The following is a 14952-nucleotide window of genomic DNA, read 5'->3' as shown; positions in this document are numbered from 1 at the left end:
CAAAAAATCCCGTTCCGAAGCTTCGGAACGGGATTTAATTATAAAATTAACAAAGATTACGCCAGCATAGTAACTGGGCTTTCGATGTATTGTTTTAATGTTTGTAAGAACTGAGCGCCAGTTGCACCATCAATTGTTCTGTGGTCACAGGCTAATGATAACATCATGGTGTTTCCAACTACGATTTGACCGTTTTTAACTACTGGTTTCTCAACAATGGCACCTACAGAAAGGATAGCAGAGTTTGGCTGGTTGATAATTGAATTGAATTCAGTAATACCAAACATACCAAGGTTAGATACTGTAAAAGTACTTCCTTCCATTTCTTGTGGTCCTAATTTTTTGTTTTTAGCTCTTCCGGCAAGATCTCTTACTGAGCCGCCAATTTGAGATAAACTCATAGCATCAGTAAATTTCAGTACAGGAACTACTAATCCGTCTTCAACAGCTACGGCAACACCAATATTTACGTGGTGGTTGATGATGATAGCATCTTCTTTCCAGGTAGAGTTGATTTTTGGGTGTTTTTTCAATGCTAAAGCACAAGCTTTGATTACCATATCGTTGAAAGATACTTTTGTATCCGGAACGCTATTGATAGCAGCTCTGGCCTGCATTGCTTCGTCCATGCTTACTTCGATCACTAAGTTGTAGTGAGGAGCAGTGAATAAAGATTCAGAAAGACGTTTTGCAATGATTTTACGCATTTGAGAATTTTTGATCTCTTCTGTGAAAACTTCACCAGCAGGAACGAATACTTTTGGTGCAGCAGGAGCAGATGCTTCTTGTTTAGCAGCAGGAGCAGAAGCAGCAGTTTGTGCTTGTGCAGATGGAGTAAAGTTCTCGATATCGCTTTTTACGATACGTCCGTTTTCTCCAGATCCCTTAACTTGATTTAATGAGATTCCTTTATCAGAAGCAATTTTTTTAGCTAATGGAGAAGCTAAAATTCTTCCTCCGTTTGAAGTTTCAGCAACAGCTTCTGCAGCTTGTGCGGCAGCAGGAGCAGCAGCTTTTGTTTCTTCAGCAGCAGGAGCACTTGCAGTTGCAGCGCCGCCGGCAGTAAAGTTATCAGCAACTCCGGAAATATCAGTTCCTACAGGTCCAATGATAGCTAATAAGCTGTCAACAGGAGCAGTGCTTCCTTCCTGAATTCCGATGTATAATAATGTTCCGGCATTGAAAGACTCAAACTCCATAGTAGCTTTGTCTGTTTCGATTTCTGCTAGAATATCTCCTTCAGCTACAGTATCACCAACTTTTTTCAACCAGGCTGCTACTGTACCTTCAGTCATTGTATCACTTAAACGTGGCATCGTTACTACTATAACACCTTTTGGTAATTCAGCTGCTTTTGCAGGAGCAGCAGTTTCAGTTTTTGCTTCAGCAGCTGGAGCATCCGCTTTTGGTGCTTCGGCAGCAGGAGCATCACCACCAGCTAAAAGAGCAGAAATATCTTCTCCTTCTTTACCAATGATGGCTAATAATGAATCAACAGGAGCAGTTTCTCCTTCTTGAATTCCGATATGTAAAAGAGTTCCTTCGTTAAAAGATTCGAACTCCATTGTTGCTTTGTCTGTTTCGATTTCAGCTAAGATATCGCCTTCGCTTACTTTGTCGCCTACTTTTTTAAGCCAGGTTGCTACCGTTCCTTCAGTCATAGTATCGCTCAAACGAGGCATTGTTACTTTAATCGCCATGATATTATAATTTATGAGGTGTAAATGGATAGTCTTCTTGTGCGTATACTACATCGTATAATTGTTGTAAGTCTGGGTACGGAGATTCTTCAGCGAATTTCGCACACTCTTCAACTAAGTCTTTAACTCTTTGGTCAATTACTTCGATTTCTTCTTGTGTAGCATATTTTTGATCCAAGATTACGTCAAGAACTTGTGTAATTGGGTCGATTTTTTTGTATTCTTCAACCTCTTCTTTAGAACGGTATAATTGTGCATCAGACATAGAGTGTCCTCTGTAACGGTACGTTTTCATTTCAAGGAAAGTTGGTCCGTCTCCGCGACGCGCTCTTTCGATAGCTTCGTGCATTGCTTCAGCAACTTTTACAGGGTTCATTCCGTCAACAGGTCCGCAAGGCATTTCGTAACCTAAACCTAATTTCCAGATGTCAGTGTGGTTTGCCGTTCTTTCTACAGAAGTTCCCATTGCATAACCGTTGTTTTCAACGATAAATACAACCGGAAGTTTCCATAACATAGCCATGTTGAAAGCTTCGTGAAGAGAACCTTGTCTGGCAGCTCCGTCACCAAAGTAAGTCATGGTAACACCGCCAGTGTTAAAATATTTATCTGCGAAAGCAATACCAGCTCCCACAGGAATTTGAGCACCTACAATTCCGTGACCACCGTAAAAACCGTGTTCTTTAGAGAAAATGTGCATAGAACCTCCCATACCTTTAGAAGTTCCTGTTGCTTTTCCTAAAAGCTCCGCCATTACATTTCTTGGATCAACGCCCATACCAATTGGCTGAACGTGGTTTCTGTAAGCCGTAATCATTTTGTCTTTAGTCAGGTCCATAGCGTGCAGTGCACCCGCTAATACAGCTTCCTGACCATTATATAAGTGTAGAAAACCTCTAACTTTTTGTTGAATGTATAATGCTGCAAGTTTGTCTTCAAACTTTCTCCAAAGCAGCATGTCTTCATACCACTTTAAATATACCTCTTTTGTAACTTCTTTCATCTGAATTCTTTCTTTTGCTAAAGTTGTTTGTGTTTTGATTATTGTGCCTTTACCGCAAAATAGTTTCCTCCCACAAATTTGCGCCCGAAAGGTCGGGATGCAAAAATAAGACATTCCGTTTAAGAACTAAAATTTAAAAGGTCTTTTTTGGCTTTTTTTTACAAGAACTTTTTATCAAACATGAAAGGCAGTAAATTTTTAAGAGATGCCGATTTATAAACTTCACCAATTTCTCCCATAAAATAAATTTCGATTGGGGTGTCCTGTTTAATTTCATATTCTGCAATAGACTGACGACAGGAACCACAGGGCGGAATGGGGGCCGTAGTCTGGTTGGTGTCTGAAGCCGCGGTAATGGCTATTTTTAAAATCCGGGCTTCCGGATAAGTGCTTCCGGCATAAAAAATGGCAACTCTTTCTGCGCATAATCCTGATGGATATGCGGCGTTTTCCTGATTGGATCCTAAAATTACTTTTCCGTTATCAAGAAGTAAAGCGGCTCCGACCCTGAATTGTGAATAGGGTGCGTAAGCTTTTTTGCGAATTTCGACTGCCTGCTGCATTAAGTCCCGTACATCGGCAGGAACTTCGTTAAGGGTATCGAAAATGGTAAATGACGATGTAATGCTGATCTCTTTCATTCTATTTTAAGGAAAAAAAATCCAAATTCCGTAAGGAATTTGGATTACTGTGTTCTTTTATGTTTTTTTACTTAGTATGTTTCGTATTTGTCACCAAAGTTAAACGTTAAAGAGAAACGAAGTGTGTTTTCTAAAGGATTTTTAACTTTTGATGCTGAGAACAGATAGGATACATCTATTTTCATAATGTTGTATTTGAAACCTGCTCCCAAAGAGAAGAATTGTTTGGCGCCTTTCATAATGCTTTCGTGGTAATATCCTAATCGCATTGCAAAAGAGTCCTGATACATGTATTCTGCAGCGGCACTATAGGTGATCTCTTTCATTTCTTCGCTAAATCCGCCCGGTGCATCTCCAAACGACTTGAAAATTCCTTCAACCCATCCGGTATCTTTGTATTTGTTGTAGCTGATAGCGTCGGCTTCTGACTGGGAAATATCATCCGGATCTGTAAAGTCTCCATCTCCGTTGGCGTCATAAGGGGTTCCTGAGCCTGGAGGAGTCGGAACTAAAAGTTTTGTGAATTCAAGACTTACTCCAAGTTTGTTATAATCATCAAAAATAAAGTCGAAACCACCACCCACTCTTAAGTTGGCAGGTAAGAAGTTGGAGCTTAAATCGTCGTTGTCATAACTGATTTTAGGGCCTAAATTCTGAAAATTAAAACCGGCTCTCCATCTTCCGTTAAAATCAGAATAGGCTACTTCTTCTGACTGGTAAAAAGCAGCTACGTCTACTGCAAATGAACTTGCAGCGGAAGCATCGACTTCTCCTGACGGGATTTTTAAGTTAGAACGGATGTATCTTGCAGCAACGGCCATAGAGAATGTCTCGCTTAATTTTAGAGAGTAAGATCCGTCCAGGGCCAGTTCATTTGGGTTTACTTCTCTCGTGGCTTCATTAGGATCTCCGGTTTCTCTTAATTCAATTCCTCCGAAACCAAAATAACGAAAACTTACCCCAAAGGCACTTTTGAAGTTGATTTTGTTATAGTAAGTTAATTGTCCAAGAGAAATGTCATTGGCAAGGTCTGTTAAATAAGGGGTGTAACTGATAGAAAGTCCCTGTGCGTCTTCCGCGAAAGCGTATTTCGCCGGATTCCACTGCTGGGAAAAAGCATCTGTGGAAGTGGCGACACCCTGATCTCCTAAACCGGCCGCCCTTGCATCGGCTGCTACTAATAAAAAGGGAACTCCTGTTGTAATTGGCCGCTCAATGTTCTGAGCCTTGGCGAATGAAATAACAAATAAACAAATTAATAAAAGTGATATTTTTCTCATTTGTGGGGATAATGGTGTTTTATTTTACAAATATATAGATTATTATAGAATGACCAATTTTTCGTATTTTTCTGCTTTTTTATTTGTTAAATTGGATTTAACGGTAAGTTTGTAAATGTATACTCCTTTTCCAATCCGGTCTCCAAAATCATCCCTTCCGTCCCAGGTTATCTCTCTTGATAAAAAACCTTCTGTTGTTATTACCTGGTTTTTTGTCCATACTACCTTCCCGGTAATAGTCATAACCTGTACCTGAACATCCAATGGTTCGTAAGGTCTGTTATGGGTAAACCAGAACTGCGTATAGGTTGAAAACGGATTTGGATAATTAAGAACATGTGTTAGCGCTAATTCTTCATCACCCACCACTACAAATTGTATTTCGCTTGTTACCGGGTTGTTGTAAACATCCCATGCTGTAAAGGTGATGGTATGCAGTCCTGTGGATAAATTTCTTAACGGGAAACGTAAATTTCCGTTAGTGTAATCATCTAATTTTGTCTGATAATAATCGTTCAAAATATAAGGATTGCTGACATCTCCGTCTAGCACAGCTATAATGTCGTGACCAATTCCGCTGGCTGTATTAATCCCGTTTTCATCCTCCAAAAAGGCTAAAAGAAAAGGGGAGGCATTCGTAATTCCGCCAGATACAAAAGTTTCGTCGTTCATATATAACTTCACTTTTGGACTTATATTGTCCTGTGGGGCATTTTCATTTATTCCGCCAATTTTGATGGCGGTGTTATAACCAGTCTGGTTTTCTAATGCCTGATTTTTTTTGGCATAAAAACTAATACGTCCGTTGTCAACCGGAATACGGATATCCCTTGGTACGACAAAGCTGAATTCAAACTGACCGTTGGTTACAGAAGCATTTCCCCTGAATATGGTCTCTCCAAGAGTTTTGAATGACATTGCAGGACTATATCCATCATTATTGAGGGTGGAAGTGGTGATTGTTTTATCGAAAATAGCAGTAGCCAATTCTCCGTTATAATTACTTAAAAGGATATTGTTTTCATCTGTAATTTCACCTGAAATTTTGATTTTTGAGAGGGATTTGAAATCAGGGATCGGCTGCGAAATCACAATATCATTTACTTTTGTTAGATTAATCCGCGGTTTTGGGATTGCCAGCATTAAAGCCGGATCTCCAATATATACCACTACATTACTGGCAGAACTTGGAGTTTCATTTTTTGAAATTCGAAGTGACTCGGCAATACTGTTGTATTGATTGGAACCATAAGAAAAGAGGTTTTTGCTTAGATTATCGTTAAAGTTTTCGGCATTAAACTGACCTATTGCTCTTATAGTTGTTAACATTGAAATTGCACCTCCCTGAGGATTCCAGAAGGTGTATTCGCCGGCAGTTGGACGTGTTGGATCGTCGAATCGGGAGAATTCGCAGGTGATCGTAATAAATAAAGGATACTTGTACTGGTTGTTCAGGTTTTGTCCGTCTGATTTTTCCCAGATTCTTTCACTTGCCAGGCCATCTTCGCCTCCGTGCCCCAGATAATTAAAGACTAAAGCGCCTTTTTCAAAAGCATTGAAAAAATCGGTTCTTGCTTTCGGATATCGGGATCCTCCGGCCGAGGCTTCCTGAGTATAGGAGTCTAAATAGATTTTGTCAATATTTAAAAAAGGTTTTTCGGTGCTGATTAAATCGGCTAAACTATTCTGGCGGTTTTGTAATGAGGCATCGGAGCTCTGATCTGAATCGTCGCTGAGCATTACAATATTATTACGCCAGTTTCCATAGGATTTAGTGTCGTGATATTCAAGTACTTTGTTGACCATTTCTCCTGCCTGTGCGTTATCTGAAACTAACATTCGTCCTACGGCAATATCAATTCCTCCAGCAGACGGAATCACAATTCCTTCACCAGGATCCATTAAGCCAAAAAAGTCGTCAGAAGCAAAAGAAGCTTCTCCGTTTGTGTTGCTGGTTAAAGATTGATATATAGGTACAATATTGGTGTTATTTGAGATTCGGGCTTTATAATCAAATGAAGCGTCTCCAAACAAGTTTAGGTATTTAATTCTTTTCTCGGGTGCCGATGCATTGTTGTAAATGTATCTGATGCAGTTCCTGATGGCTGCGATGTCCTGTTTTCCCGATGAGAATTCCTGATAGATGTTTTCAAGTGAAATGACTTTTACATTTAAGCCGGAATAGGTTCTGTGAAAGTTTGCCAGTTTTTCTGCCTGAGAAGCTAAAACCTGTGGGGTTACAATGGCATAGTCAATATCCTGAAAACTGTTTTGGGTGTTTCTGAAAAGGGTTCCTTTTAAGTTTTGATTGGCTATTTTGGACTGATTCTCTTTTAAAGGTGTGAAATAGTCTGAAGGGTCAATTGCAATATATTTTCTGATTTCACCAAGATTGGCTTTAAAACTAAAGATGCTTAAATTAGGGTTTTCAATTTTGGATACATTATATAGGTCTGTGATATCCCAAATTTGAGAAATTCCGGCAGCATTTACAAAAGTGTAATTGACAATGCCGATAGATGAACCTGCCAGATTGTACTGAAACCCAAATTGCCTGCCGGTGCCTGAAAGTTTTCTTTTTGCGGTAAGATTAATGTAGTCCAGATAACCTTTGGATCCGGGTACGCCATTATTATTATAGGTAAGTTTTATTTTTATGTTTTCTGCTCCCGTAAAGCTTGTACCTGAAGCAAGTTGTCCGTTAAGGTATTTAATCTCAGAACTGGTTGATATGCTGCCGATATTTATGCTGCCAATGTTTTGTCCGTTAGCCGAAACCATGAAAGAAGTAGCGGTGAAAGCAGCAGCTGCGGTATTTAATTCAATTTTGACAGGTACAGAAGTGTCCAGATTGGGGAAACTGAATTCAAATTCCTGTTCCTGATTAATCTCAAACGATTCTCCCAGCCACTGACGGCCTGCATGGGCAATGCTTGTTTTGTCTACTTCGTGAAATTGATAGTCGTCAAAAGTAGTCAGCTGCAGTGTGGTGCTGCCTGCAGGCTGGTTTAGATCTGTAATTCGTTTTCCGTCACTGCCCGAAGAAGTGATGTAGTAATAAGATCTGTCGGCGTATAAATTAAGGTTTGTCTGGCTTTCGGTATTCCAGCCGTTTGTTCCTTCAGCATAAAAAAGAATGTAATCTTCATTATTAAAAGTGCCGTCGTTTTCTCCAATTACCAGAATAGCATTTTCTGTAAGGTCTTCCGGATAATCGGCATTATTGGCTAAAGGAAGCATTTGTCCTCCGTTTCCGTAAATTTTGATTTTTCTCGGGTCTGTTTTGGAGGGATCAAAGCCCAGACTTTGTAAAAATGAGCGCGTTATTTTATAAACACCTGATTTTTCAATATAAAAACGGTACCAGTCTCCGGAGGCCAGCACTGAATTGCTGATAGCGGCTGATTTCTGAAAGGCAGAAGTGCTGCTGCTTCTGGCTGCTGAAGTTGTGATATTGTAAGAAAATGAACGGACACGTTTAAAGCTGTTTCCTTCTTTAATTATGGGGTTAAGAGAGATAAAAGTGTGTTTCAGGTCTCTTGCGGTGCTGATTTTTAACGATGCGTTAAGTTTGTCCGGGATATCTGCGGCGGATAAATCTCCTAAATCGGCCCTTGAAATAGTCTCATAATTCACACTGGAAATTACAAGTGAGCTGTTGTCTGCGACGTTAGACTGATTCAAATTAAGCAGTAAACTTATGTTTTTCTTTGTAATATCAAAGCGAAAACTGTTTCCGGAAAAGCTTGGTATTATGATTTTACTATCGCCGTAATTCATCTCTTTTTTGTTCTGCCAATCAAGCGTGAAGCTCCCATTTATCTGGGAAAATGAGAGTATAGGTAATAGGAAAATATATAGAATCAGGAGCTGTTTCATTTGTTAAAAAAACGAAATTTAATTAAAATAAAATTAGTAAGTAAAAATATAGTATTTCATGTTACAGTAAATAATAAAAAGTATATTTTTGCGTTCGTAACTATAGGTTATTTTCTGATAAACAACAGCTAAATAAAATTATGAGAACAGATGTTGCTAATTAAATGTTAATTATTATATTGCAGCACCTAAATTTATCACCTAAGAATGAGTATGAAAGTAAACAAAATTGTAGTCTTGCAATTAATGATGTCAATGGTATTGATGTTGGGCACGGCTAGTTGTAGCAAAAAATCAAGTTCCTCTCACGCTTCGAGAGCAACTGGCTGGGATGTAGATAGTCAGAACGGAACAGCTGCTAGAAATGCAGGAAAAAAACAACAGGCAGGACCTGGTTTAGTTTTTGTTGAAGGAGGTACGTTTACTATGGGTAAAGTACAGGATGATGTTATGCACGATTGGAATAACACACCAACTCAACAACACGTTCAGTCATTCTATATGGACGAAACCGAAGTTACCAATGGTATGTACTTAGAATACCTTGAGTGGTTAAAGAAAGTTTTCCCTCCAACAGAAGAAAATTACAAAAATATTTACGAAGGAGCATCACCTGATACTTTGGTGTGGAGAAATCGTTTAGGTTATAATGAAACGATGACTAATAACTATTTAAGACATCCGTCTTACGCTAACTATCCTGTAGTAGGGGTTAACTGGATTCAGGCTGTTGAATTTAGTAAATGGAGAACAGACCGTGTAAACGAGGCTGTTTTAGAAAAAAACGGATATCTTAAAAAAGGAGCTAAAACAAACGATGTAAGTGCTGAAAGTTTGTTTAATACAGAAACGTATTTAGCTTCTCCAACTACAACATACGGTGGAAATGAAGAACTTGTTCTAAAGAAAAACCCAACCGGAAGAAGACCTAAAGCAGGAAAAGATGGTGTAGTGCCAGAAGAAAAAAATGTATATGCACAACGTTCATCTGGTGTAATTTTGCCAGAGTACAGACTTCCTACCGAAGCAGAATGGGAATATGCAGCGGCAGCTGATGTTGGGCAGAGAGAATATAATATCTATAAAGGTCAAAAGAAATACCCTTGGTCAGGAGATTACACACGTTCTGCAAAACGTAAAAACAAAGGTGATCAATTGGCGAACTTTAAACAAGGAAATGGTGATTACGGTGGAATTGCAGGATGGTCTGATGATGGTGCCGATATTACAAATGCTGTAAAAAGTTATGCGCCAAATGATTTCGGATTATACGATATGGCGGGTAACGTAGCAGAATGGGTTGCTGACGTTTACAGACCTATTATCGACAACGAAGCAAACGACTTTAACTACTACAGAGGTAACCAATACGCTAAAAACAAGATTGGTAAAGATGGTAAAATTGAAATCGTTACTACAGCTTCAATTAAATACGATACTTTAAGCAACGGTAAAGTTATTGCGAGAAACCTTCCAGGAGAAATCGCTCAGGTTCCGGTTGATGAGCAGGAAACGTATTTGAGACAAAACTTCAGTACAAGTGACAATATCAACTACAGAGATGGTGATAAACAATCATCAAGATTCTTTGACTTTGGAGATTCAGAGTCAGGACCTAAAGCTGATCAGGCAATGTACAATTCTCCTAAGCATAATGTAACCACTGATAGTTTAGGTAAAATGATCAGAAAGTATGATAACTCCAGCAAGCGTACTACTTTAATTGATGATAAAGTAAGAGTTTATAAAGGTGGTTCATGGAGAGACAGAGCTTACTGGCTGGATCCTGCTCAAAGAAGATATTTCCCTCAGGATATGGCAACAGATTACATTGGATTCCGATGTGCAATGTCAAGAGTTGGTGCTAAAACTGAAAGAAGAAAATCACCAAGAAACTAAGGTTTAGAAAATTTCAAACATAGAAATTCCAAATTCCAAATGCTGAATTTTTCAGTGTGGAATTTGGAATTTTTTTATTGCTTTTTTCTATTTTTATGGTCTGTAAAAAATATATAAATGAATATTCAGGAAATTCACACCTTGTTTTTAAAATGCAGTTCCCTTTCAATTGATACTCGAAAAATTGAGAAAGGGTCTATGTTTTTTGCTATTAAAGGTGAAAAATTTGATGCTAATACCTTTGCAGCAGAGGCACTTGATTTAGGGGCTTTGTACGTGGTAATCGATAATGAGGCTTATTTTATTGATGAAAGAACAATACTGGTAAAAAACAGTCTTGAAGCCCTTCAGGAGCTGGCTAAATTTCATCGCACGTATTTAAAACTGCCAATCGTAGCGCTTACCGGAAGTAATGGAAAAACAACAACCAAAGAGCTTATCAATGTTGTTTTGTCCCAAAAGTTTAAAACAAAAGCAACGATTGGTAATTTAAACAACCATATTGGAGTTCCATTAACGCTGCTTTCGTTTACTGCCGAAACTGAAATCGGGATTGTAGAAATGGGGGCTAATCATAAAAAAGAGATTGCTTTTTTATGTGAAATTGCCCAGCCGGATTATGGTTATATAACCAACTTCGGGAAAGCACATTTAGAAGGTTTTGGAGGTGTTCAGGGCGTAATTGAAGGTAAAAGTGAAATGTACCGGTATTTGGCCGCGAATAATAAAACAGCTTTTGTAAATCTTGAAGACCCTGTTCAGATTGAAAGATCAGAGGGGATTACGTCATTTACTTTTGGAATTAATAAAGAGAATGCAGATCTTACCATTAAAAGCATTGAGGCCAATCCTTTTGTTGTTATTGACTATGCTGATTTTCAAATAGAATCGCATTTAATAGGACTTTATAATGCTAACAATATTAATGCCGCCGCCGCGATTGGAAAATATTTTGAAGTTGAAAATGCTGCAGTAAAAACAGCTGTTGAAAATTACATCCCGGAAAATAATCGTTCACAGCTTCTTAAGAAAGGATCGAATGAGATTATTCTGGATGCTTACAATGCAAATCCGAGTAGTATGGCAGTGGCTATTGCTAATTTTCTGCAGTTAGAAAATTCGAATAAAATTATGATTTTGGGCGATATGTTTGAGCTTGGTGAAGAGAGCAGGCAGGAGCATAAATTAATAGCTGATTCGCTGCTGAATCAAAAAGAATCTATTTGTTATTTAATTGGTAAATCTTTTTATGAAAACAGATCAGAGAATGAGTTCGTGCAGTTTTTTGAGACTTTTGAGGCCTTTGCTGGTTTTTTAAAGACAACTCGTTTTGATAACAATACGATATTGATAAAAGGTTCCAGGGGAATGGCTCTGGAGCGAACTTTAGAATATATCTTATAACAAAAAGCCCTTTCATTACGAAAGGGCTTTTTGTTTAGATACTCATTAAAAAACCAATCAGGTTTTCTTTTTTGTTCAGACCGAGTTTCTTTCTCAGGCGATAACGGGCTAATTCAACACCGCCCGTGGAGATATTCATGATTTCGGCAATTTCTTTTGTAGACATATTCATTAGTAAATAAGTCGATAAATCCAGTTCGCGGGGTGAAATAGTCGGGTATTTTTCTTTTAATCGTTTTAAGAACTCGAAATGCACGTTTTTAATGTGTTTTTCGAGGTCTTTCCAGCTTTTGTCTGTGTTCACTTCCTTTACAATACTTTTATTAAGCTTGCTTACCTGAAATTTAGTCGAGTCGTCTAATGCTTCAATATCAATTTCCTTTAATTTGTGTATGATTCCGTTTAGAATCTTGTTTTTCTTTACAACCTGCAGGGAGTTGTTTACCAGTTCCTTGTCTTTGGCCAGGATTTTTATCTGGAGTTTATCGTTTTTAAGTTTTTCAATTTCTTTTTCAAGATCATATTGTTCCTGTCTGATCTTAGATTCCTTTTCCAGATAAAGTCTTCTTTGTTCTATGGTTTCATAATACTTGTTTTTTCTGATTTTCATTTTGATTCGGTTAGAAATCACGTAAATAGCTACGATTATCAGAATAAAATACATCATAAGAGCGAGGAAATGGCGGTACCAGGGCGGTGAAACTGTAAAAGAAATTTTTGAAGGCTCAGACTGAACACCATAACTGTTGCGAACCTTTACATTCATTACATAATCGCCTTCTCTTAAGTTGGTATATTCTTTAATTGAAATATTGGACCAGTTACTCCATTTGTCATCAAAAGGCTCTAATTGGTACGAAAACTGTACGTTTTCGAGATTTTCGTATGTTGGCGACGAAAAGGTAAAGCGAACATGATTAGAAGCGTACGGGATACGTATATTTTCAATTTTGTTTTGATTGTTTCCAAGAATAATAGTGTCACCCGGAAACGAAAAGCTGCGGATAAAGGCTTTGGGTTTTGTTACAAAATTGGTTAGCAGTTCAGAATCATAATGTGCAAGACCATCTGTTAACCCAATAAAGATATTCTTTGAATCGATGGTGTTTACAGAGAGATAATTACTAACCAGATTTCCGGTAAGGTTAGAAAAAGGGGCTACAATGTTTTTGTATTTGTTGTTTTCTTTCATTAATACGCCCAGTGATTCATCATAAGCGTACCACAAATTAGATTGCGAATCCTGACTTAAAGCGTTGATGACGGGAATATTTTTGAATAAAGCGCTTATATGTTTGTCTTCGTAAAATATTTCCTGTTCTTCAGAGTATTTGTAAAAGTGATTGTGGGTTTGAAAGTATATTTTTCCGTCAATTTTCTGGATGCTTCCTATGTTTTTAAATTGAGGTACCAGCTGGTCTATTTTTTTGATGCTCGAAAAGCGTCTTAAATCACTGCTTAAAGCCATTTGATATATAGATTCATCTTTTTTAAGCCATAAATACAAATGGTCAAGCTCAAAACTGTTGGATGATTTGTCAAAACCTGCTACCTGATTTTTAAATGACAAGCCATTTGCTGTTTTTTGGAAAACAGCAAATCCGTCATAATTAGATCCTATAAAATAGCCCGGATGATTTGGAATTTTCTTAAAGCCAAAATATCCTTTCGAATCAATAATACGGGTTACTTTTCCTCCTTTTATAACTAAAGCACCTCTGTTATTGGCACACAGTAATTCGTCGTCTACAACCTGGACATTCCAGGATTGTGCCGTAGTTCCTTCAACCAGTTTAAAAACGTCCTCTTTAAAGCTATTGTTCCAGGCATGGTAAAATACACCCTGGTTAGTAGCAACGTATAAATTTCCCTGATGTACTACAGAAGCATAAACGGTACTGAGATCATAACTAAATCCAAAATAAGTAAAAGGAGAGCTCTCGTTTATAAATGTAATACCGTTATCGAGTCCCAGCCACAGATTGTTTTTGTTGTCTATAAAAGAAGTTAATACGGTATTGTTCTGTAATCCTTTTTTTCGGTTGATATGCTGAATTATTTTACCATTATAATCACAGATAATGATGCCGTCCAGAACCGAATTCAGCACAATGAATTTATTGTTGATGATAACACCTCCTAAAGAGTTGTTTTTCTTTACAAAGCCGTTGGCTTCAGTATTCCACGGCGTTATCGTATTGTTTTCATAGATAAACAATCCTTTCTCCAGTGTTATAATTAAGGTTTTGTCTTTACCTATCGAGTACATTGCCCAGATTTCTGTGTTGTTCAGAATGGTGGTATTGGGCAAAGCGTATAACTGCCCGTTTTTATATTCTAAGATTCCCTTTTCTTCATCCTGGAAATAAAGTTTGTTATTCACTACAAACGAAAACTGGAAACGCTTTGGTGCTTTTAGGATAGTTAGTTTGTCGTCTTTATAAATGTAGGCCCTGGCAAAAGACTGAAAAACGGTTTGTTTGTTAAAGGAGTGTATTTTCCAGATAAAGTCTATAATCTTGATTTTGTTTTTGTCTACTTTTTTGGATAGTGAAGTGTATTGTAGTCTGCCTTTGTCATCTGGCTGGAAATAACCAAATTCATTGTAGCCGCCTACGTATATTTTTCCTGTATAATCAATTTTTAAACAGCGCACAGACGTTAGATTAGGCAAAGGATATTTTTTCCAGGAAGACCCGTCAAATTGCAAAAGACCGTTGTTGTTGGCAAAGTACAGGTTTCCGTTTTTATCCTGATCTATATTCCAGTTTTGAGTGCCTCCTTTGTATTCATTTCGCTTGTAATTTCTTACATCCGGAAGTCCAATGTTTTTTACCTGACTAAAAAGGCTGATTGTGAATAATGTAAAAAAAGTAATATAAAAATAAGATTTTGCTAATTTCATTAATTATTCGTTTTATTTTGTTTTTGTGTGGTTAAATAGTTTGTTTTTAGGTATTTATGAAATTTTTTTCGCTACTATCACGATGTAGATAAACATTTCGTTTATAAAAATACGCAATCTTATATTATTGTAGTGTTTATTTTTGCAATTAACATTTTGATAACATCTTATTTTTTGTTTTTAAAATATTGATTATTAAATTATTATAAAAAAAATGATGTGTTTTTGTAATGTAATAAAT

Annotated in this window: 8 protein-coding genes; 2 read left to right on the top strand and 6 right to left on the bottom strand. The window is 37.5% G+C overall.

The features are described 5' to 3' along the window. Window positions 1-56 precede the first annotated feature (56 nt). From ACODST_RS00405 to porU, 5 genes are all read right to left on the bottom strand, one after another. The gene (locus ACODST_RS00405) at window positions 57-1700 is read right to left on the bottom strand and encodes a dihydrolipoamide acetyltransferase family protein (RefSeq protein ID WP_488930140.1); all 1644 of its coding nucleotides are present in this window, start codon (window positions 1698-1700) and stop codon (window positions 57-59) included. Between the two features lie 4 nt (window positions 1701-1704). Beyond that, window positions 1705-2703: a pyruvate dehydrogenase (acetyl-transferring) E1 component subunit alpha gene (pdhA, locus tag ACODST_RS00400; RefSeq protein WP_095928018.1), complete on the bottom strand. Its 999-nt coding sequence runs from the start codon at window positions 2701-2703 to the stop codon at window positions 1705-1707. 158 nt (window positions 2704-2861) lie between these two features. Next, window positions 2862-3344 carry a cytidine deaminase gene (gene cdd, locus ACODST_RS00395; RefSeq protein ID WP_488930139.1) on the bottom strand — a complete coding sequence of 161 codons (483 nt, stop codon included), beginning with the start codon at window positions 3342-3344 and terminating at the stop codon, window positions 2862-2864. A gap of 71 nt (window positions 3345-3415) precedes the next feature. Further along, a complete protein-coding gene (gene porV, locus ACODST_RS00390) occupies window positions 3416-4624 on the bottom strand; it encodes a type IX secretion system outer membrane channel protein PorV (RefSeq protein ID WP_488930138.1) in 1209 nt (402 codons plus the stop codon). 42 nt (window positions 4625-4666) lie between these two features. Continuing rightward, entirely contained in the window at window positions 4667-8503 is a 3837-nt protein-coding gene (gene porU / locus ACODST_RS00385) for a type IX secretion system sortase PorU (protein ID WP_488930137.1), read from the bottom strand. Window positions 8504-8716: 213 nt separating this feature from the next. Between porU and gldJ the strand changes: the two genes are divergently transcribed. Together gldJ and ACODST_RS00375 are read left to right on the top strand one after the other, a co-directional pair. Next, window positions 8717-10402 (top strand): gliding motility lipoprotein GldJ, encoded by a 1686-nt coding sequence (gldJ, locus tag ACODST_RS00380; protein ID WP_488930421.1) that lies wholly within the window; start codon window positions 8717-8719, stop codon window positions 10400-10402. A gap of 117 nt (window positions 10403-10519) precedes the next feature. Continuing rightward, entirely contained in the window at window positions 10520-11806 is a 1287-nt protein-coding gene (locus ACODST_RS00375; RefSeq protein ID WP_488930136.1) for a UDP-N-acetylmuramoyl-tripeptide--D-alanyl-D-alanine ligase, read from the top strand. A 34-nt stretch (window positions 11807-11840) separates the two neighbouring features. On the opposite strand, the gene ACODST_RS00370 is transcribed toward ACODST_RS00375, so the two are convergent. Then, window positions 11841-14711 carry a triple tyrosine motif-containing protein gene (locus tag ACODST_RS00370; protein ID WP_488930135.1) on the bottom strand — a complete coding sequence of 957 codons (2871 nt, stop codon included), beginning with the start codon at window positions 14709-14711 and terminating at the stop codon, window positions 11841-11843. Window positions 14712-14952 lie beyond the last annotated feature (241 nt).

It is taken from the genome of Flavobacterium sp. FG19, assembly GCF_057809475.1.
This window is presented reverse-complemented; position numbering and strand designations above follow the sequence as displayed.